The following is an 18673-nucleotide window of genomic DNA, read 5'->3' as shown; positions in this document are numbered from 1 at the left end:
CATTCTGTTCTGCTGTCTTGCTGCCCTCCTGTGTGGGGTTGCTTCCGCTGATGGGGGGGCATACCTTCCCCTCTGGGAGGTGGGAGCAAATGACGCCGTCAGTTCTGTGGCAATCTCGCAGGACGGCTCTACGATCGTTGCAGGTGCAGGGTCGGTGGTATCCCTCCTGGACCAGCAGGGCACCACTCTCTGGAAGGCCGCTGCCGGCTCCAGCGTGAACGGCGTCGGGATATCGCCCGAAGGATCGTACGTCGGCGTCGCTGCAGACAAACTCTACCTTTTTGACAGAGATGGGAATCTGCTCTGGACCGAGAAGACGACCTTTATCTACCGCGATGTGGCGCTCTCGTCAGACGGCGAGTATATCGCTGCCACATGCGACAACGGTGCGATCTTCATCTTCGATCGGAACCAGGAGCAGCTCTGGGACTATGATATGGGAACCGACAGTTACGGAATCGCGATATCGGAGAACGGCCGTAAGATCGCGATCGGCTGTGACAACGGCGGGGTCTACTACCTTAACAGCAGGGAAGGGGAGTCCTGGAGTTACGGCACCGGCAAGCGCGTTGAAGGCATTGCCCTCACCCCCGATGCGTGGTTCGTGGCAGCCGGGTCACTTGACCGATGCGTCTACCTCTCGACGGGGGAGGGCGAGCACCTCTGGAAATATCCCACGGGAGACGCCGTCCGCTCGACGGCCCTGACAAACGAGGCAAGCGAGATCTTCGCCGCCTCCGGCAGGACTGTCTTCGTTCTCGACCGAGCGGGGATCGAGCTCCAGCAGATCGCCCTCGACGGCCGTGTGGAGTCCGTTGCTGTGACCCCTGACGGTTCGTTCCTCACTATCGGAGGCGGCGACGACGATCGGTTCATCCGCCTCTTCACGAACGATGCGACCTTCATCGAGAATGGGAATTCGACGGAGACTGCAGTAAACGAGACCGACCCGCTGGACGGGGTATCAGGCGATGTGACCGCTCCCCCGTACTCTGCAGACGACAGGATGGGTGCAGCGGCGGAACCGGACACGCAGGACAACTCGATACCCTCGCTCGTGCTTGGGTGGGTGGAGAACGTCCTGGCCCTCCTCTTTAAGCCCCAGGAAGGCTTCCTCGCCTGAATCCCTTTTTTTTGGGCCCTAGACCCCGTGCCTGCTCCCGCTCGCGTCGCGCATGTAATGCCCGAACTCGCTATCGAGCAGGACGTCGCCTGAGAAGACAGGCCCGTCCCTGCAGACCCGCAGGCCGTGCGGGTCGGTGCAGCACGAACCGCAGACGCCGACACCGCACTTCATGTAACGGTGGAGGGAGAACTGTCCCCGCTCGGCGCACCCCTCCCGGTCGAGGACGGCGAGCACCGCTGCCATCATGACCTCAGGCCCGCAGACGCAGATGTGGGCGAAATCGGTGAGGTCAACCCTTGAGATCAGCTGGGTCACGAACCCGTGGTGACCGGCGGTGCCGTCGTCGGTCGCGATCATCAGCGTCGCGGCCTCCCGGATCCGATCGGCGAAGAGAAGTTCGGAAGCCGTCCGGGCGCCGAGGAGGAAGGTGTCCACCTGGCCGGCCGTGACAAGCGGCAGCAGCGGGGAGGCCCCGACGCCGCCGCCGATGGCAAGTGTCCTCCCTGAGACGGTAAACCCGTTGCCGTAGGGACCGCGGATCCCGATCCGGTCCCCCTCGTGCATTGCACAGAGGGCGGCGGTCGCGTCCCCGACTTCGAGAACGGTGATCGAGGACGGGGAGGAGAGGGCCATCGGGATCTCGTCCACACCCGGCACCCAGACCATCACGAACTGCCCCGGCCGGGCAGCGATCTCGCGGTCGAAGACAAACGTCCTGATCGACGGCGTCTCCTCCACGATCTCTGTTATCGTCACCCCGACGGGCATCTGCTCATGCATGGCCACACCCCACGATCTCGCCCGCGTCGAGGCCGTCCGGGCTGTAGAGGTCTTTTGCGATCGCAGCGAAGATGCCGATGTCGTCGATGACCGCACTCCCGATCTCGACGGCGCTTGCTCCTGCCATCATCATCTCGACGACGTTGTCGGCGGTGGAGACCCCGCCGCACCCGATAACCGGGATGGAACACGCCTCGTAGAGGTCATAGACACATCGGACGGCGATGGGAAAGATCGCCTTCCCCGAGAGCCCGCCGAAACGGTTCCCGAGCACCGGGCGGCGGAGGGCCGTTGAGATCCGCATCGCTTTCACCGTGTTGATGGCGACGACCGCCGACGCTCCGCCGCGTTCCGCGGCGGCCCCGATATCACCGATATTGGCGACGTTCGGGGTGAGCTTCACCCAGGTGGGGATCCCGAGGGAGGCTGCCGCCCTCGTGCACTCCTCCACGAGAGCCGGATCGCTCCCGATCGCCGCCCCGTAGCCCTCTGCGTGGGGGCAGGAGAGGTTCAGCTCGAGCCCGGATGCCGTCCCGGCAAACCACCCGGCGACGGTCCGGAACTCCTCGGGCGTCCCCCCGAAGATGCTCACGACAACCGGTTCGTCCTGCAGGACAGCCAGTTCCTCCACGAATGCGGCCGAGGGGTTCGGCAGGCCCATGGCGTTGATGATACCGCCGTCGACGACGATCAGGCAGGGGCCCGGATGCCCCTCTTTCGGGCTCGGCCCGATGGATTTCGTGACCACTCCGCCTGCACCGCTTGCGAGGACGCGGGCGAGCGATGCCCCGGTGGTTCCGAGGATGCCGGCTGCCAGGAGAAGATGATTCTTCAACTGGATGCCACCGACCTCAATGGGGCCTGGATAAAGCGCAACCATTGAAAATAGGTGGGAGGAGGGTATTATTATACTCTCGCGCCAAGTGTACTAGCAAGGGACGATTGAGATTCGCTCTCCGGAGCCCGGATCCCGGTATGGAAGGCGGTAAGACGTCCCTTTCCCCTGCCGGATCGTTATTCTCCGTGAAGCGGGGCTTCTTTGCGCGCACAATCTCTGCCGATATAGAGAATCAGGACCGATACTATGACCTCGCTCGCAATCTTAGGTGTAGGAAAGGTGGGGGGCGAGACAGCGTTCCTCTCCGCCGCGCTCGGTCTCGCCGATGAGATCATCGTTTACGACGTCTACGAGCCCATTCTCCGGGCACAGGTGCTTGACCTGCAGCACACGGGTATTGATGTCACGATCTCTACCGATACGGCGGCGATACGGGAGGCTGACATCTTCGTCTTCGAAGCAGGCACCCCGAGGACGCCCGACATAAAGACCCGGGCCGACCTCATCGAGGCCAACATCCCCGTGGTGAAGCGCTGCAGCGAATTTCTGCGAGGATTTGACGGGATCGTCATCACTGTCACGAACCCCATGGACGCAAACAACTACGGCCTCTGGAAGATGATGGGCATCGACCGGCAACGGTGCATCGGGTTCGGTGGCCAGCTCGACAGCGCTCGCTTTACTCGCTTCCTCAAGGATGCGGGAATCCCCGGGCCTGGCTGGGTGCTTGGCGAGCACGGCGAGCACCAGGTGCCGCTCTTCTCTAAGACCGGTGAGGTTGTCGGCCAAAAACAGCGGGAAGCGATCCTTTCGCGGATGCAGGGGGCAAGCATGGAGGTGATCCGCGGCAAGGGGGGCACGGTCTTCGGTCCCGCGTACCACATAGCCATGCTGATACGCGCGGTTCTCGACGACCGGCGGGAGGTACTCCCCTGCTCATGCGTGCTTGACGGTGAATACGGTCTCTCGGGCTGCTCGCTCGGCGTCCCTGCCCGGATCGGCCGGGAAGGCATCCTCGGCATCGAGGAATGGGACCTCGATCCGTGGGAGGATGCGAGGATGGCGAAGGCGGGAGCGTTCGTGCAGGACCTCTGCAGGAGATTCGATGGCTGATCAGGTGCCGGGATCACGCATGAGCACCGCGGCTACCCTGGACGATTTCAGAAAGGCCCGGATCGGCATCCACCAGGTGGAGTATAGCGTCGGGGCCGAGATCCCGGTCATCCATATATTCGGCCGTGACGCCTCCGGGCGAGCGGTCCGGGTCGATGTGACCGGGTTCCGACCCTACTTCTACGTGCCGGCAAGCCTGGCGGACGCTGCCCCCCTCCCGCGTGAGGTCGATCTGGAGCCCGGCACGACCTACCGCTCCATCCGCGGCGAGCCGCTCCGGCGCCTTTACACCCGGCGCCCCGGCGATGTCCGTGACGTCCGCAATCTATTTAGCGAGCACTACGAGGCCGATATTCCGTTCGCCACCCGATTCATGATAGACTGCGGCCTCTCCGCCGGCGTGGAACTTCCCGCGGGGACCTCCGTGGTCGACTACCGCGAACTCGCACCGTCCAGCGTCGCGGCTCCCGCGCGCACCTGCATCATGGATATCGAGTGCGTGGACGAGCAGGGGTTCCCCGAGCCCGAACGCGACCCGATCATCTGCGTCACCTGCTGGGACTCGTTCGATGACGACTACACGACCCTCCTCTGGCAGCCTGGCGGGGTGCCGGGCGATGCGCCCGTCGACGACCCTGCGCTCCGCGTTCATGAGCAGCACCGGGTCGTCCGCTACCCCGATGAGGTCTCGATGCTCCGCGGGCTTGTTGCCTACATCAGGGAGCGCGACCCGGACATCCTCTCGGGCTGGAACTTTGTGGAGTTCGACATTCCGTATATCCTGAAACGGATGGCAGCGATCGGCCTCCGAACCGAGGACCTCGCGCGCCTCCCGGGGCAGACCGAACGAGACGCCATCCGTGGACGGGCACTCTTCGACCTTCTTTCCGCCTACCGGAAGATGCACCAGGCCCAGAAGGAGTCCTACCGGCTTGATGCGATCGCCGAGGAGGAACTCGGCGTGACGAAGGTCCGCTACAGCGGGACGATCACGGCGCTCTGGCGGTCCGACCCCGCACGGCTTGTGGAGTACAACTGCCGGGATGTCGAACTCTGCGTCGGGATCGATAAAAAGAACAACATTATCGAGTTCTACCGGGAGATCTCCCGGTACGTCGGGTGCCCGCTCGACCGGACGCTGAACTCGTCGAACGTCATCGATATCTATGTCCTTCGAAAAGCGTGGGGCACATTCGTCCTTCCCTCAAAGGGGCTCGCCGCCGGGGATGAGTTTGAGGGGGCGACCGTCTTTGAGCCAGCCACCGGCCTCCGGGAGAACGTGGTGGTCCTCGACCTGAAATCACTCTACCCGATGGCGATGATGACGATCAACGCCTCGCCCGAGACGAAGAACCCGGAAGGCGAACTCCGGGCGCCGAACGGCGTCCGGTTCTCCCGGGAGCCGGACGGACTGACCCGGAGCATCATTTCAGAACTCCTCGTGGAGCGCGACGAGCGCAAGCGCCTGCGCAACCAGTTCCCCTTCGGGTCGCCGGAGTACGTCCTCTACGACCTCCAGCAGAACGTTCTGAAGGTGATCATGAACTCCTACTACGGGGTATCGGGTTACACCCGGTTCAGGCTCTATGACCGCGAGATCGGGTCGGCCGTCACGTCGGTCGGGCGGGCAATCATCAGGCACACCCGCGACATCATCACCGACCTCGGCTACACGGTCCTCTACGGGGACACTGACTCGTGCATGGTGCAGGTTCCGCCGGGAGATCTCTCGGAGACGATCGCAAGGGCGAGGACGATCGAAGCCCGGTTGAACGCGAGTTACAGCGACTTCGCGAAGGCCGAGTTGAACGCCGATACCCACTACTTCTCCATCAAGTTCGAGAAGGTCTACCGCCGTTTCTTCCAGGCAGGCAAGAAAAAGCGCTACGCCGGGCATCTGGTCTGGAAGGAGGGCAAGGACGTCGATGAGATCGATGTCGTCGGGTTCGAGATCCGACGGAGCGATTCGCCGCAGATCACGCGGGAGGTGCAGCGCACCGTCATCGAGATGATACTCCGCGGGGACGCATTCAGCGACGTGCAGGCGTATCTCCGCGACGTCATCAGGAAGTACCGTCGAGGGGAGTACCCTCTCGATGAAGCCGGTATTCCCGGCGGGATCGGGAAGAACCTGGATAGTTACGAGAACGACGACGCCCATATCCGGGGCGCCAAGTACTCGAACAGATATCTCGGGACCGACTTCAAGCGGGGCAGCAAGCCCAAGCGCGTCTACATTAAGGCCGTCACGGCGAAGTACCCGAGGACGGACGTGATCTGCTTCGAGTACGCCGACCAGGTGCCGCCGGAGTTCGTCGTCGACTGGGAGACGATGCTTGAAAAGACACTCAAGAGTCCCCTCTCGCGGATCATCGAGCCGCTCGGGTGGGACTGGCACGACGTCGATCCGTCACGGACGACGCTCTTTGATTTCGGATTATAAGAAAAGGTTTTGAGGGGGTGCCTTACGCGAGACCCCTTTTTACACGCTCTTCCTCGAGGAAGGCGCTGCGTTCGATATTCTTTGACCAGGCAATGCGGCCGCTGACGACCTGCCAGGTACCCAGCTCGATAACATCAATCCCTGCCGGAACCCGGGAGACGTCTGCCCCGCCGGGTACGACCAGGACCGCCTTATCGACGCTGCCGGCGCTTGCAGCAGCCTGGAGCGCCTCGACGGCACCTGCCTGGACCACAGGGGCCATATTCACGTTCACGAGCACCCGCTCCGTCCTGCCGGCGACCCGGCGGGAGAGCACGCACTCCGGCTGAACACTCCCGGCGGGAGACGATGCACACTGCCACCCGTCCCGGGAAGAGAACCGCCGGGCAAGGGTCTTCTTGACATCCAGATACGTGGAATCCTTTATGCCACCCATATCAATATCCTCTGCTTTACTGTATGGTCATGGTCGAATATAAGTATTATAGTTCTCTCCCTCCCCGGTGCTGCAACAGGTGTCCTGTGGCGGTTATCAGTGGATTCTCTTAATTCTCTTCTCCCCGACTGATCACGAGGTGAAGGTGTGGTCGGTATGGACGGAGCACCGGAAGATCCGAAGGAACACTTTTATGCTACTACCGGTACTATGCGGCGGGGTTTGTTAGTATGGCAGAAATAATGCAGACAGATGCCGGGGTTGTAGAAGCGTACGAGAGGCTGGCGCGTGAGGTGCTGGAGCGGCCGGAGAGCATCCCGAGTGCTATCCACAATCTCCTCCTGAAACTGGCGGAGACACACCCGGGAGCAGTCTACTGGATCGTCCGGAAGTTCTACCAGGAGTATCTCCGGCTCTATGTCTCCGATACCGGGTATATCGGCATCGCAGACCGTTATGAACCTGACCTGATGTACCCGGGCGATATCGTCCTCTACATGGTGCCCGAGAGTCCGCAGCCGGGTGACGTGGTCCAGATCTCCTTCACCGATAAAAATGAAGTGAGTGTCTATGTCATCCACGGGCGGGTCATCGGGTGCAATGAGGACCGCTCGATACAGGTCGCAGATACCAGCACCGGCGAGGACTATAAGGTCGTCGATTGGAACATTCTCGGGAAACTGGTCAAGGTAATCCCGTTCGGTTCCGACGAGTGGCAGGAACTCTTTCCGGCATCCGGCGTCCCGAACGATTGGCTCGCCACGTCTATCGAGGAGAACATCAGTTCACTCCAGGAGTCAGATCTTCCCGGGAAAGACGAGGCGATCGCTGAACTCAAGCGCCGCCTTGAGATCCGGGTGTAGAAGCCGGAGGCCCGCTGCGCTTAAGTCGATCCGGGTTTTCACGCTGACAGGGTCCGGTCCGGCGTGATCCCCCTTCTCGCAGGCCCCCCTGGCGACTCCGGAGTGGCGCCTCTTCGTTGCCTCTCTCCACGGCCGCCAACCTTTTTCTCGGAGAAAAACATCGTCGCTATATGAAATTCCTGGGAGTCTTCATCCTTGCTCTGCTGCTCATCCCTTCCGGAGCACATGCACTCACCTTCCTCAGCGCCGACCAGCAGTTGATTGACACCCCCATCCCCGACGACGTGGTCGCCTCGGGTGGGTCCGTGACCGTCAGGGCCCCCGTCGACAGCCTGACCGTCGCCGGGGGCATGGTGACGGTGGATGCCCCGGTGGCCGGCGACGTCATCGCCGCGAGCGGCACCCTGGTAGTCAACGGTGATGTCGGTGGGAAGGTGCTCGCCGCTGGTGGCGAAATTGAACTGAACGGAAACGCGACGAACGCACTCGTCACCGGGGGCACGGTTCGGATCGGGGAAGATGCCGTCATAGAGCGTGACGCGGTGATCAGCGCGGGCGAGGTCGTGAACGAGGGATCGGTCCTCGGCAACCTTACCGTCTCGGCCGGGACATTCAACAACACCGGCACGGCCGGAAACGTGACGTTTGAGGAGCAGCAGGAACCCGGGCCGGCGCTGCCCGGCCTCTTTGCGGTACTCACCGCGATCGGGGCCCTCATCCTCGGCCTCCTCCTCATCAAATTCCTCCCCGGCCCGTTCGCGGCGATCGTCGGGGAGGTCGAGAAGAACCCGGTCGTCCTGACCGTTCTCGGGTTCCTCGCGATAATCGTGACGGCAATTCTCCTCCTGATCGTCGCCATCACCGTGATAGGCCTCCCGATCGCGCTCGTCGGGGGACTCCTCTTCATCGTCGCTCTCCTGCTCTCGTCGCTCTTTGTCGCATACGCCCTTGGGGACGTCATCGCTTCGCGGACGGGGTGGAGGCCGGGACCCATGGGTATCTTCATCCTGGGGTTTGTGATCCTGCAGATCCTCACCTTCATCCCGCTCCTCGGAGCGCTCGTCCAGGTCGTCGCGGTCAGCCTCGGCTACGGGGGGATCCTTTATGCACTCAGGGGTGTCAGCCAGCCCGGCGCGGGCGGAGGGGCGGCGTAGCCCCTTAGTCTCCGGTGGGCCTGCGGGAGCCGGGAACCTACGTGGCCCCGGTCCCGGCAGCCTCTCCCGACGGGGACCCGACCGGTTCCACCCGGGTTCCGGGAAGAATAACCAGGTTGTAGGAGTTGTGGTCCTTGTTGAACCTGACGAGGACACCGTAGAGCCGGACGATATCCCCGTAGGCGGGACCCTCGAGCGCGTCGCGGTTCGTGCCGCGGAGGGTCGCCGGGACCACGGCGTAGACCTGGTCCGCGGGCGTTCCGTCGCAGACCTTGTAGACCTTTGTCCGGGTATCGCCGAGGTTCCCCGACATCAGCGCGGCGACGACGTTGATCTTCTTGTCCCGGTGCTGGCGGAGGTGGGAGAGGCGGGCGAACTTTGCTCCCGGCGGGACCCGATAGGCGTGCTGCACCGAGGCATCCTTCCGCAGGAGTGTCGAGGCATACTTGATGTCGACGTTGATGAACCGGTAGCCGTCTTTCCCCTCTGCAAGGCGCTCCATCAGCCGGGTCGGCTGGATGTCGCCCTTCTGCTCGAAGGTCCAGCACCGCGCGGGGTTGCAGGTCGTGCCCCAGATGAACGAGCAGGGGCTGAAGACGGTGAGCCCTCGGTCTGCGATCGCGCGCACGGTCTGCCGCATCACGGTCGCGTTGGTGAGGTCGGCGGGCTCCACGATGACGATCGTCCCGTCGGGGGCGAGCCGTTCGGCGAGAGCGTCGACGAGGTCGGCACGCTGGTCGATGCTCATCTGGCGGAGCTCGCCAAGGACATTCGAGAAGACCATGAGGTCGATCCCCTCAGGCAGGTCCTTTGCCGCGAGCGTCCCGATATCCGCCCGGATGAGTTTTTCCACCCGCACCCTACCTCCCTGCGCCGCGGCTGCGGCCGGGACGAGGGCGTTGTAGGCCTCGAAGTGCTCTTCGGAGCGTTCGACGGCGTAGATGTCCGCCGCTCCCGTTCCGATTCTTCCGAGGAGGTCGATGACGGCGAGTGGGACGACCCCCGGCCCGGTGCCGAGGTCAAGGATGCGCATCTCGGGCTTTGCGAGCCCCCGGCTGATGATCTGCCAGAGGATGTGCTCGAACTGCACCAGGTAGACCGGCGCGTGGTAGGCGAGATACCCGAGGACCGGGTAGGCTTTCCGGTAACTCACCTGCTTCTCCTTCCAGTACTGGCTCTTCTGGGCGAGGATGGCGTTCCGCATCCGGTCGAGGACGGCAGTGTCGTCCCAGGACTTGCTGGTCTTCTTTTCGATGTAGGACTCGACCAGCTCCTGGATGTAGCCGGGCACACCGGGGTTCCGGAAGAACGCGAGCTGGCGCTCTCGCCCGGCGTCGTCGACCGCGAGGATCCCGCCGTCCGGGCGGCGGCCGATGACGTAGTCATCCCCGGCCGGCCTGATGGCGAGGCCGAGGCTGTCGAGGTGCGGGCGGATCTCCCCGGCAAGGCGCTCGAGCGATTGCCCGGTTCCCAGGTCTTTCTGCAGTTCGGAGAGCCGGAACTCCCCTTCTGCGCCTGCACGGCTCGTGAGTGCTGCAACGATATCCCGCTCGCTCATGGCGTATCAGGTCGGCAGGATGGGTAATACAGTTTGCGGGGAGAGAAAAACGGTGATGGGTGGAGAGCGGGGATCAGGGCGTGTCCGCGCCCCGTTCTCCCGCTTCCCGGCCGAGCCGGAAGGCCGCGGCGTTGACCTCGACGGTCTTTTTCGGGACGCACCGCCGCACCGCCTCGTCGAGGGTCTCGGGCCGGAGCGGGATGAACCGGGACGCGGCGCCGAGCATCACGATGTTCTGCGAGAGGATGCTCCCCGCCTCCTCCGCGAGGGCTGCGGCGTCGATGCAGGTGACGTCGAGATCGGCGAGCGCGGCGAGGATGCTCTCTTCGTCGGGCACGTCCAGGTTCTGCTGGTAGACCGATGTGGGGACGACCTGGTTCCGGTTCACGATGAGCCTTCCCGCGGCCGGCAGGTAGTGGCGGTAGCGGAGGGCCTCGAGCAGGTCGAAGGCGATGAGGAGATCAGCCGTCCCCGGCGCGATCAGGGACCCGAACTTCCCGTCGATCCGGATGTGGCTCTCGACCGACCCGCCGCGCTGCGCCATGCCGTGGGTCTCAGCGCTCCGGACGGTCCGGTTCTCGAGGATGCACGCCTCGCCGAGGACGTTCGAGGCGAGGACGGTTCCCTGCCCGCCGATACCGACGATCAGGATATCGAACGAGGGTTTCATCGCCGTCCCTCCATACCGATGGCCCCTGACGGACAGATGTCCGCGCAGACGCCGCACCCGGCGCAGAGCTCGGTGATCGTCGCGTTCTTCCCGGCAAACGCTATCGCCGGGCAGCCGAACGACCGGCAGACCCCGCAGCCCGTACACTGCTCCAGGTCGACCGCGTAGACCTTGCGTTTGATCCCGCTCCGCCGTGCGGTGATGACGCAGGGCTGCTTCGCGATGATGACCCGGACGCCTTTGCGCTCCTTTGCCTTCCGGAACGTGTCGAGGAGGACCGGGAGATCGTAGGGGTCGACCGTCTCGACCCACGAGACCCCGCACGACCGGCAGATCGCGTCGAGCGATATCGGGGTGCTCTCGACGCCTGCGGCCGTCAGCCCGGTGTTGGGGTTTGGCTGGTGGCCGGTCATGGCGGTGATCCGGTTGTCGAGGATGACGACGACCATATCGGCGCCGTTGTAAACGGCGTTTAAGAGCCCCGGCATTCCCGTGTGGAGGAACGTCGAGTCGCCGATGGTGCAGACCACCGGGTGCTCCTCGCCCGACCGGGCGATGCCGCTCCCGACGGTGATCGAGGCGCCCATGCAGATGGTGGTGTCCACCGCGCCGAGCTGGAGGCCGAGGGTGTAGCACCCGATGTCGCTCGGGAAGATGCCGTCGCGGAAGACCTTCCGCATCGCGTAGAACGTCGGCCGGTGCATGCACCCTGCACAGAGGATCGGCGGGCGGGGCGGCACCCCCTGGACCGGGGCGGGTGTGGGGAAGGTTACCGTGGGGGCGATGCCTGCTCTCTCGAGGATGGCAGCGACGGTCGCCGGGGTGAACTCCCCTTCGTACGGGACCGTTCCGGTCATCTTGCCGAGGACCTCCGTTTTCGTCGCCACCTGGCGGACAGCCTCCTCGACGACCGGGGCGAGCTCCTCGACGACCAGGACCTTCTCGTGCCGGTCGACGAAGGATTTGAGCCACTCCTCGTCGATGGGGTAGGCGCCGATGATCGCGAGCGAGACGTCGTCGGGGAGGACCTCCTGGACGTATGCGGCCGCGACGCCGCTCGTGACGACGGCGGTCGTGCCCCGGATTGTGTGGCGGTTGTAGCCGAGCTCGACCAGCCGTTCTTTCAGCGCCTGCTGCTTCTCGTTCAGCTTCCTGTGCAGCACCCTCGTGTGCGCGGGGATGACCACGTACTGCTTCGGGTCGCGGTTGAAGACGGCGGTCCGGTGCTCGGTGCCGACTACGCCTATGTCGACGTCGCCCTTTGAGTGGCAGATCCGGGTCGTGGGCCGGAAGATGACGGGGAGGCCGAACTCCTCGGAGAGGGCGAAGGCGTCCCGCAGCATATCGTGCGCCTCCTGGACCGATGAGGGATCAAGGCATGGGAGTCGGGCGAAATGCGCATAACGCCGGGTATCCTGCTCGTTCTGGGAACTGTGCGCGAAGGGGTCGTCGGCCGAGAGGATAACGAGCCCGCCGGTCACCCCGGTGTATGCGCTCGTCATCAGGGGGTCGGCCGCCACGTTCAGCCCGACGTGCTTCATGGTGCAGAGTGCGCGCACCCCGCACCAGGCGGCGGCGAGGGCGTTCTCGAAGGCGACCTTCTCGTTCGTGGACCACTCCACGGTGAAGGGCCGCTCTTCCTGCACCCGGAGGATATCGATCACTTCAGAGGACGGCGTTCCCGGGTAGCCGCTGGCAAAATCGATGTTTGCCTCCAGGCATGCGTGAGCGATGCCCTCATTTCCGAGTAGGTATCGTACAGCCATTGTTCAACTCAACTGTACTTTTATCATCGGGTTTTAACATAGCGCTTTGGATGCCTGACCAAAACAATTATGTATTTATATCCCGGATGTTGGAGGGAAATCTTAGGGCCCGTAGCATAGCCGGTGGTGCACCCGGCTGATAACCGGGAGGTCGTGCGTTCGAATCGCACCGGGCCCATGTCCTTTTTGATCAGTCTCTTCCGGGGAGCCCCACGGGTCGACACCGCCGGGACTGCTGACTTCTTCGTCCTTTCCCGTAGATTAACCGGGCAGACCCCGGCACCGGCGGCCACGGAGGCGGCGCTTCCAGGAAACCGCCTCGCGTAGCGAAATGGGCGAAGCAAGGTCTTTGCACAACCTTTAAATCGAAGATTATACAACAATTATAGGCACTAGTATGAGTGCATCCGGGCCCGTAGCATAGCCGGTGGTGCACCCGGCTGATAACCGGGAGGTCGTGCGTTCGAATCGCACCGGGCCCATCATCTTCTCAGAACCCTGCTTTCTCGTTGTCTCTTGATCTCACCTCTCACCCCGTGCCCGACGGTAGACAATGTGCTCGAGCGCGAGGACCGTTACGATACCGACCACAAATCCGTTTGCGATGAGGGGGCGAACCGCCGCCGGGAACCCCGCCGCGATCTCCGGGGGCAGAAACGCCACCAGGGTCCCGAGAAGGAGGGGGATGCCGATGATCAGGCCGTCTTCGAATCTCCCGACCGCTTTGCTCTCCTGCGCGAGCATGAGCCCTGCCGCGATCTGGGAGGCCATGACGTAGGTGAGGACGACACCGATGACGGGGGCGGGGATGCTCTCCAGGTATCCGATGGCAAGCGGCGATGCGGCTATGAGGCCGAGCCCAATCGCTGCCGGGACCAGGGCGAGGCGGGACGCGCACCCGGTGGCGGCGATGACCCCGGGGGAGAGGGAGAAGTTCACCGGGCCGATGACGCCGGTGAGCCCCGCGAGAACGTTCGCAAGGCCGGTTACGGTCACCCCGCGGCTCACCCGCTCCTCCATCGCCCCGGCGCCGAGAAGGCCGCCCACCGACTGGATTGAGCCGAGGTCGTTTATCGCGAGCGCGAGGTAGCAGATCAGGAACGCCGCAATGATCCCGGTGTCAGGAACGGCGAGCGGTGCGATCAGGTCTCCAGGCAGCGCGAAGAGGGGGGTATCCGCCGGAGGCAGGGGGACCTCCCCGAAGAGAGCGATGTAGACCGGGGTGCCGATGAGGATCGCCCAGAGCGCCAGGATCGACTTCCACATTCCCGCGAGATAACCGCCGGCGATGAAGAGGGCGAGCGCAAACGTGATTGAGAAGAGGAAAGCCTGCGCCGGGGGGACCGTGCCGCCTCCGTCCGTGACCAGGTTGAGGATGGTGGGGGCGAGGGTGAACGCGATGAGCACGAGGACGACCGTGATCACCCGGGGCGTGAAGAGGCTTTTCAGGCGCCCGATAAGGCCGGTTGCCGCTATTCCGGCAATGAGGAGCCCCCCGGCGAGGAGCGACGCGTTGACCGCTCCGATGCCCGCATCGGTGCTTGCGAGGATGCCGACCAGGAGCACCGTCGCCGGGCCGAGGACCAGGGGAAGCCGGTGGCCGAGGTAGACCTGCACGAGGAGGACGAGGCCGACGAGGAGGAAGAGTCTCTGCAGGTAGGGAACGGCCGCCGCCTCCGCCTGAGCGCCGGCCGCCACCCTCCCGATGATCAGGACGAGAGGAACACTCACCGCCAGCCACTGCAGGCCGAAGATGAGAAGGTGTGCCGGCCCGGGCCGGTTGTCGATACCGCAGGTGAACTCCATTTGCAAAGGCTCCCGGTTGAGGTGCCGGAACGGGCAGCAGGGCGTCCGGCGTGATGATGGAGGATCTCTCGTTGCGGTGAAATAGCGTTTCCCCCTCCTTGGCTGGATCCTGTTATCCCGGCCCGCCCGTCACACAAGATCCGCTCCTTTTACAATTTCGCGCGGAGATCTATCACTATGCACTCTGCAGATTCCGCAGCCCGGGAATCCCGGATAATCGTTACCCGGTGCCGGAGGCGGCCGGCGTGAGCGCCGTCGAGGTCCGGGGCCTCTCGCGGTCCTTCGATGGCCGGGAGATCCTCCGCGACGTTTCGTTCACCGTCGGTCACGGTGAGGTCTTCGGCTATCTCGGCCCGAACGGCGCCGGGAAGACCACGACCATCCGGATCCTGCTCGGCCTCCTTGCCCCCGGCGCAGGCGAGGTCCGGGTCCTCGGCCGCGACCTCGCCTCCGACGACGATGCGCGCCGGAGGGTCGGGGTGCTCTTTGAGAACAACGGTCTTGCCGACCGGATGAGCGCAGCCGGCAACCTGGCCTACTACGCCGGGCTCTACGGCGTTGACGACCCTGCAGAGAGGATCGACGAACTCCTCACGCTCGTCGATCTTGCCGACCGGCGGGACGACCTGGTCGGGACGTTCTCGACCGGCATGAAGCGGAAACTCGGGATCGCCCGGGCCATCCTCCACCGCCCTGAGGTCGTCTTCCTCGACGAACCGTCCTCCGGCCTCGACCCCGGCGCGCAGCGGATGGTCCGTGACCTCATCCTCGAACTCTCGCGGCGGGAAGAGATGACCGTCTTTTTAAATTCCCATCACCTCGACGAAGTCCAGCGGATCTGCTCGACGGTCGCGATCCTCGCCGGCGGCAGGATCCGTGCCTTCGATACGGTGGCAAACCTCACCGCGGCCTCAGACCGCCTTGCCGTGACGGTCTCCCTCGCCGACCCGGGCGACCGCGCCCACGCGTGCGAGACTGCCATGGGGCTGCCGTTCGTCGCCGGGTGCGACGTGGACGGCGACGTTCTCCTCTGCACCCTTGCCGATCCCGGCGCGACCCCGGATCTCGTCGCTGCACTCGTCGGGGCAGGGTTCCGGATCGAGGAGGTCCGCCGGTCATCCAGATCGCTTGAGGAGATCTACCTCGAACACGTCGACCTGGCGGAGGGCGGAGCATGAGCACGCTCGGCATCATCGCCGGCCGCGAGATGCGGGTCGCCCTCCGGAACCGGAGTATCCTCATATCCGGGCTCATCTTTGCCATCTGGCTCCCTGTTATGTCCGCCATGGGGATCGCTGCGGGTGCCGGCGAAGAGGTTACGACCCTTGCCGGCAGCATCGCCGCGGTCACCCTCCCTGTCGGGGTCTTCATGGGCTACATCTTCTGCGCCGATGCCTTCCTCCGCGAGAAGCGGGACGGCACCATTGAGACGCTCCTCTGCACTCCGGTCTCCCTCCGCTGCCTCTGGGAAGGGAAGGCCGTCGGGGTCGCCGTGCCGGCGTACCTGACGACCCTCCTCTCGGCCGCAGTGACCGCCGCGGCGGTCACCGGCCTCACCGGCGCTCCCGTCGCCGCCGAACCGCTGCTTCTCGCCCATCTCGCGGTCGTCGTCCCTGTCTGGATCGCTGCCGCGGCCGGGCTCATCGGCGCGGCCCAGCTCGCGCTCGGGATGCGTGAGAACCAGATCCTCGGATTCGTCCTCATCTTCGGGTTCGTCTTCCTGATCATCGGGCTCCAGCAGGTCGTACCGGGCGGGCCCGGCATCTCGGCGACGACTGAGGCGGTTCTCGCGGCGGCCGGGGTAGCGCTCCTCGCCCTCGCCCGTGTCATCGCCGGTAAGGTGACGAAGGAACGGATCGTCAGGACGATCCCGTGAGGTGGGGGAGTTCTTCCGGGGAAGAGGGTCGAACACGGCGGTATCCTGCGCCGCACCCGGGGGCAACGTCCGCTTCGTGACAGCGCCGTCCAGGAAAGGAGATTCCGGAGGTATGCTCGATACTGCATATCCCGCGGGCATCCCATAACCTGTCGCCGGTAATGATGCACGTGCCATGCAGGAGGAGCACGATCTCCCTGCCCGCATCCCCCGTGCCCTCCGGTTCAGGCCGAAGGGCATGGCCATCACCGGGGTGGCAATACAGTTCGGCGTCACGGAATACGGTCTCAAAGCACCTCGAGATCCTCCGGATCGCGGGAAAGGTCGACGTCCGGAGCCTCGGCAATGCAAAGCCTATTCCCTTGTCCGGCATGTCCCGATCTCCGCCTTTCTCTGCTTCACGAAGAAATTCCTCGCCCGGATCGCGATGGAGCTTGCCGACCTGTCGCCGGAGGCGGATATCTACCGGTATGACTTGTTCCCGATGTCCGGGTCTTCGTCGACTCGTATGACGAAGTCGACCGGCAGTTTCTCATGAGAGCGATCGTCGGCCGGGATTTCCGGCAGGGACCGGAGCGACTGGCAGGCCGGGATATCATTGGTATGGCCTTCCGTATCGATGATCTCGTCGGTGCCCAACCATCCCGTTGAACTCTGCGACGGGACGCGGTACGTCACCTACGAGGACGTCACCGAAGAGCGCCGGGTCTGTGCGGTGCTGGTGGGCGAGATAGCACGGTTGCGAAAAAAAGTGGACTGCTTTCCAGCGGGTAGTGCCCGCTGGAAGAAGTATTGTCGGCGCCTCACGGGCCCTGGGGCTCTTTACAGCGTCTCGCTGCCGTAGAGGTAGGGCCTGAGGGCCTCCGGGACCGTGACCGACCCATCCTCGTTCTGGTAGTTCTCCAGGATTGCCCGTATCGCGCGGGAGGTCGCGATCGCGGTGCTGTTCAAGGTGTGCAGGTAGCGCTTCTCGGTGAACTCGGTCGGGTCGCGCACCTTGATGTTCAGCCTGACCGCCTGGTAGGCCGTGCAGTTCGAGCAGGAGACCGCCTCGCGGTAGCACTCCTCCCGCGGCATCCAGACCTCGAGGTCGTACTTCTTCGCGGCGACGGTCCCGATATCCCCCGTGCAGATCAAAACGACCCGGTAGGGGAGGCCGAGCTGCTGGAAGACCATCTCGGCGTTCGCGAGCAGCTCCTCATGGAGGTCCCAGGACTGCTCCGGCGTCGCGTAGATGAACTGCTCCACCTTGTGGAACTGGTGGACGCGGAAGAGCCCTTTCGTATCGAGCCCATGCGCCCCGATCTCGCGCCGGAAGCACGGGCTCAAGCCCGCGAGCCTGAGCGGCAGGTCCTTCCCCTCGAAGATCTCGTTGCTGTACATCGCGGCCATCGGGTGCTCGCTCGTCGCGATCAGGTACTCGTCCTCGCCGTCGATCTTGTACATGACGTTCTCGAAGTCGGCAAGGTCGGTCACGCCCTCGTATGCGGCCCGGTTCATCATATAGGGAGGGATGATCGGGGTGTATCCCCGCTCGACGAGAAGGTCCATCACAAACCGCTGGAGCGCCATATCGAGCAGGGCAAGCCTGCCCTTCAGGAAGTAGAACCCGGCCCCGGAGATCTTTGCCGCGCGCTCGAAGTCCGCCCAGTCGTGCTCGACGGCGAGCGCCCCGTGGTTCTTCAGGTCGAATGCGGGGGTCTTAGGGTCACCCCAGCGCCGGATCTCGACGTTCTCGGTGTCGTCTTTCCCTATCGGAACGCTCTCGTGGAGGATGTTCGGGAGCCGCATCAGGCGGTACTTCACCGCCTCGGTGAGCGTATCGCGCTCCGTCTCCGCCTGCTTGATCCGTCCGGGAAGACCTGCAGTCTCGGCGATGAGATCTGCGGCATCCCTCCCTGCCTTCCTCGCCTGGCTGATCTCGCGGGATATGACGTTCCTCCGGTTGCGCAGGTTGCCGATCGCCACGGTGAGTTCCCGTGCCCTCCGGTCCATCTCCAGCACCTCGTCGATCCAGGCCAGCTTCTCGGTATCTCCTCTCTTGATGAGGTCTGCCCTGACGATATCGGGGTGTGCACGAACGAACTTCAACTCAAGCATGCTGTCTCTGTACATACTTTGCCATGACGGTATATGGTCATGTTGCCCTTCCTGCATGGTGAGTGCCGGCAACTCCCCGGGCAGAACGCGATCCGATCGTCCTGCCGCTCCCGCCTAAAACCTACTCTTATAATTTCCGGCGAA

At 64.0% G+C, this 18673-nt stretch carries 16 protein-coding genes and 2 tRNA genes; 9 read left to right on the top strand and 9 right to left on the bottom strand.

All coding sequences use genetic code 11. The features are described from left to right. Window positions 1-106: 106 nt before the first annotated feature. Entirely contained in the window at window positions 107-1123 is a 1017-nt protein-coding gene (locus tag BRA49_RS07875) for a WD40 repeat domain-containing protein (RefSeq protein ID WP_394339113.1), read from the top strand. Between the two features lie 18 nt (window positions 1124-1141). Here the strand turns inward: BRA49_RS07875 and BRA49_RS07870 are convergent, their stop codons facing one another. Together BRA49_RS07870 and BRA49_RS07865 are read right to left on the bottom strand one after the other, a co-directional pair. Next, window positions 1142-1906 carry a dihydroorotate dehydrogenase electron transfer subunit gene (locus BRA49_RS07870; RefSeq protein WP_292384955.1) on the bottom strand — a complete coding sequence of 255 codons (765 nt, stop codon included), beginning with the start codon at window positions 1904-1906 and terminating at the stop codon, window positions 1142-1144. Beyond that, window positions 1899-2786, bottom strand: a complete 888-nt coding sequence (locus tag BRA49_RS07865; RefSeq protein ID WP_292384953.1) for a dihydroorotate dehydrogenase — start codon at window positions 2784-2786, stop codon at window positions 1899-1901. The genes BRA49_RS07870 and BRA49_RS07865 overlap by 8 nt, the downstream gene beginning before the upstream one ends. Window positions 2787-2990: 204 nt before the next feature. Between BRA49_RS07865 and BRA49_RS07860 the strand changes: the two genes are divergently transcribed. Then, window positions 2991-3857, top strand: coding sequence for a malate dehydrogenase (locus BRA49_RS07860; RefSeq protein ID WP_292384951.1), 867 nt, complete (start codon window positions 2991-2993; stop codon window positions 3855-3857). 19 nt (window positions 3858-3876) lie between these two features. Continuing rightward, a complete protein-coding gene (locus tag BRA49_RS07855; protein ID WP_292385256.1) occupies window positions 3877-6300 on the top strand; it encodes a DNA-directed DNA polymerase in 2424 nt (807 codons plus the stop codon). 22 nt (window positions 6301-6322) lie between these two features. Here BRA49_RS07855 and BRA49_RS07850 read toward each other — a convergent pair whose 3' ends face one another. After that, the gene (locus BRA49_RS07850) at window positions 6323-6736 is read right to left on the bottom strand and encodes a hypothetical protein (protein ID WP_292384949.1); all 414 of its coding nucleotides are present in this window, start codon (window positions 6734-6736) and stop codon (window positions 6323-6325) included. Window positions 6737-6966: 230 nt separating this feature from the next. Between BRA49_RS07850 and BRA49_RS07845 the strand changes: the two genes are divergently transcribed. Next, window positions 6967-7599, top strand: coding sequence for a hypothetical protein (locus tag BRA49_RS07845; RefSeq protein WP_292384948.1), 633 nt, complete (start codon window positions 6967-6969; stop codon window positions 7597-7599). 170 nt (window positions 7600-7769) lie between these two features. Next, complete coding sequence (locus tag BRA49_RS07840) at window positions 7770-8753, top strand: hypothetical protein (RefSeq protein WP_292384946.1); 984 nt, start codon at window positions 7770-7772, stop codon at window positions 8751-8753. Window positions 8754-8790: 37 nt separating this feature from the next. On the opposite strand, the gene BRA49_RS07835 is transcribed toward BRA49_RS07840, so the two are convergent. The 3 genes from BRA49_RS07835 to iorA all read right to left on the bottom strand — a co-directional run bounded on the left by BRA49_RS07835 (window position 8791) and on the right by iorA (window position 12747). Beyond that, window positions 8791-10311, bottom strand: a complete 1521-nt coding sequence (locus BRA49_RS07835; protein WP_292384944.1) for a methyltransferase domain-containing protein — start codon at window positions 10309-10311, stop codon at window positions 8791-8793. 73 nt (window positions 10312-10384) lie between these two features. Then, window positions 10385-10981: an indolepyruvate oxidoreductase subunit beta gene (locus BRA49_RS07830; protein ID WP_292384942.1), complete on the bottom strand. Its 597-nt coding sequence runs from the start codon at window positions 10979-10981 to the stop codon at window positions 10385-10387. Continuing rightward, window positions 10978-12747, bottom strand: coding sequence for an indolepyruvate ferredoxin oxidoreductase subunit alpha (iorA, locus tag BRA49_RS07825; RefSeq protein ID WP_292384939.1), 1770 nt, complete (start codon window positions 12745-12747; stop codon window positions 10978-10980). Before iorA ends, BRA49_RS07830 begins: the two co-directional genes overlap by 4 nt. 105 nt (window positions 12748-12852) lie before the next feature. On the opposite strand from iorA, the gene BRA49_RS07820 reads away from it, so the two are divergent. Further along, window positions 12853-12925 (top strand) — tRNA-Ile (locus BRA49_RS07820). A gap of 231 nt (window positions 12926-13156) precedes the next feature. Continuing rightward, window positions 13157-13229, top strand: a tRNA-Ile gene (locus BRA49_RS07815). A gap of 40 nt (window positions 13230-13269) precedes the next feature. Here BRA49_RS07815 and BRA49_RS07810 read toward each other — a convergent pair. Beyond that, window positions 13270-14553, bottom strand: coding sequence for a uracil-xanthine permease family protein (locus BRA49_RS07810; RefSeq protein ID WP_292384938.1), 1284 nt, complete (start codon window positions 14551-14553; stop codon window positions 13270-13272). Between the two features lie 245 nt (window positions 14554-14798). Here BRA49_RS07810 and BRA49_RS07805 point away from each other — a divergent pair, with 245 nt between their 5' ends. Together BRA49_RS07805 and BRA49_RS07800 are read left to right on the top strand one after the other, a co-directional pair. After that, a complete protein-coding gene (locus tag BRA49_RS07805) occupies window positions 14799-15731 on the top strand; it encodes an ABC transporter ATP-binding protein (RefSeq protein WP_292384936.1) in 933 nt (310 codons plus the stop codon). Then, window positions 15728-16429 (top strand): ABC transporter permease subunit, encoded by a 702-nt coding sequence (locus BRA49_RS07800; protein ID WP_292384934.1) that lies wholly within the window; start codon window positions 15728-15730, stop codon window positions 16427-16429. Before BRA49_RS07805 ends, BRA49_RS07800 begins: the two co-directional genes overlap by 4 nt. Window positions 16430-16891: 462 nt before the next feature. On the opposite strand, the gene BRA49_RS07795 is transcribed toward BRA49_RS07800, so the two are convergent. Together BRA49_RS07795 and serS are read right to left on the bottom strand one after the other, a co-directional pair. Next, entirely contained in the window at window positions 16892-17107 is a 216-nt protein-coding gene (locus BRA49_RS07795; protein ID WP_292384932.1) for a hypothetical protein, read from the bottom strand. Window positions 17108-17251: 144 nt separating this feature from the next. Beyond that, the gene (gene serS / locus BRA49_RS07790) at window positions 17252-18529 is read right to left on the bottom strand and encodes a serine--tRNA ligase (RefSeq protein ID WP_292384930.1); all 1278 of its coding nucleotides are present in this window, start codon (window positions 18527-18529) and stop codon (window positions 17252-17254) included. Between the last annotated feature and the right edge of the window lie 144 nt (window positions 18530-18673).

The organism is Methanoculleus sp. UBA430 (assembly GCF_002506585.1).
Lineage (GTDB): Archaea > Halobacteriota > Methanomicrobia > Methanomicrobiales > Methanoculleaceae > Methanoculleus.
This window is presented reverse-complemented; position numbering and strand designations above follow the sequence as displayed.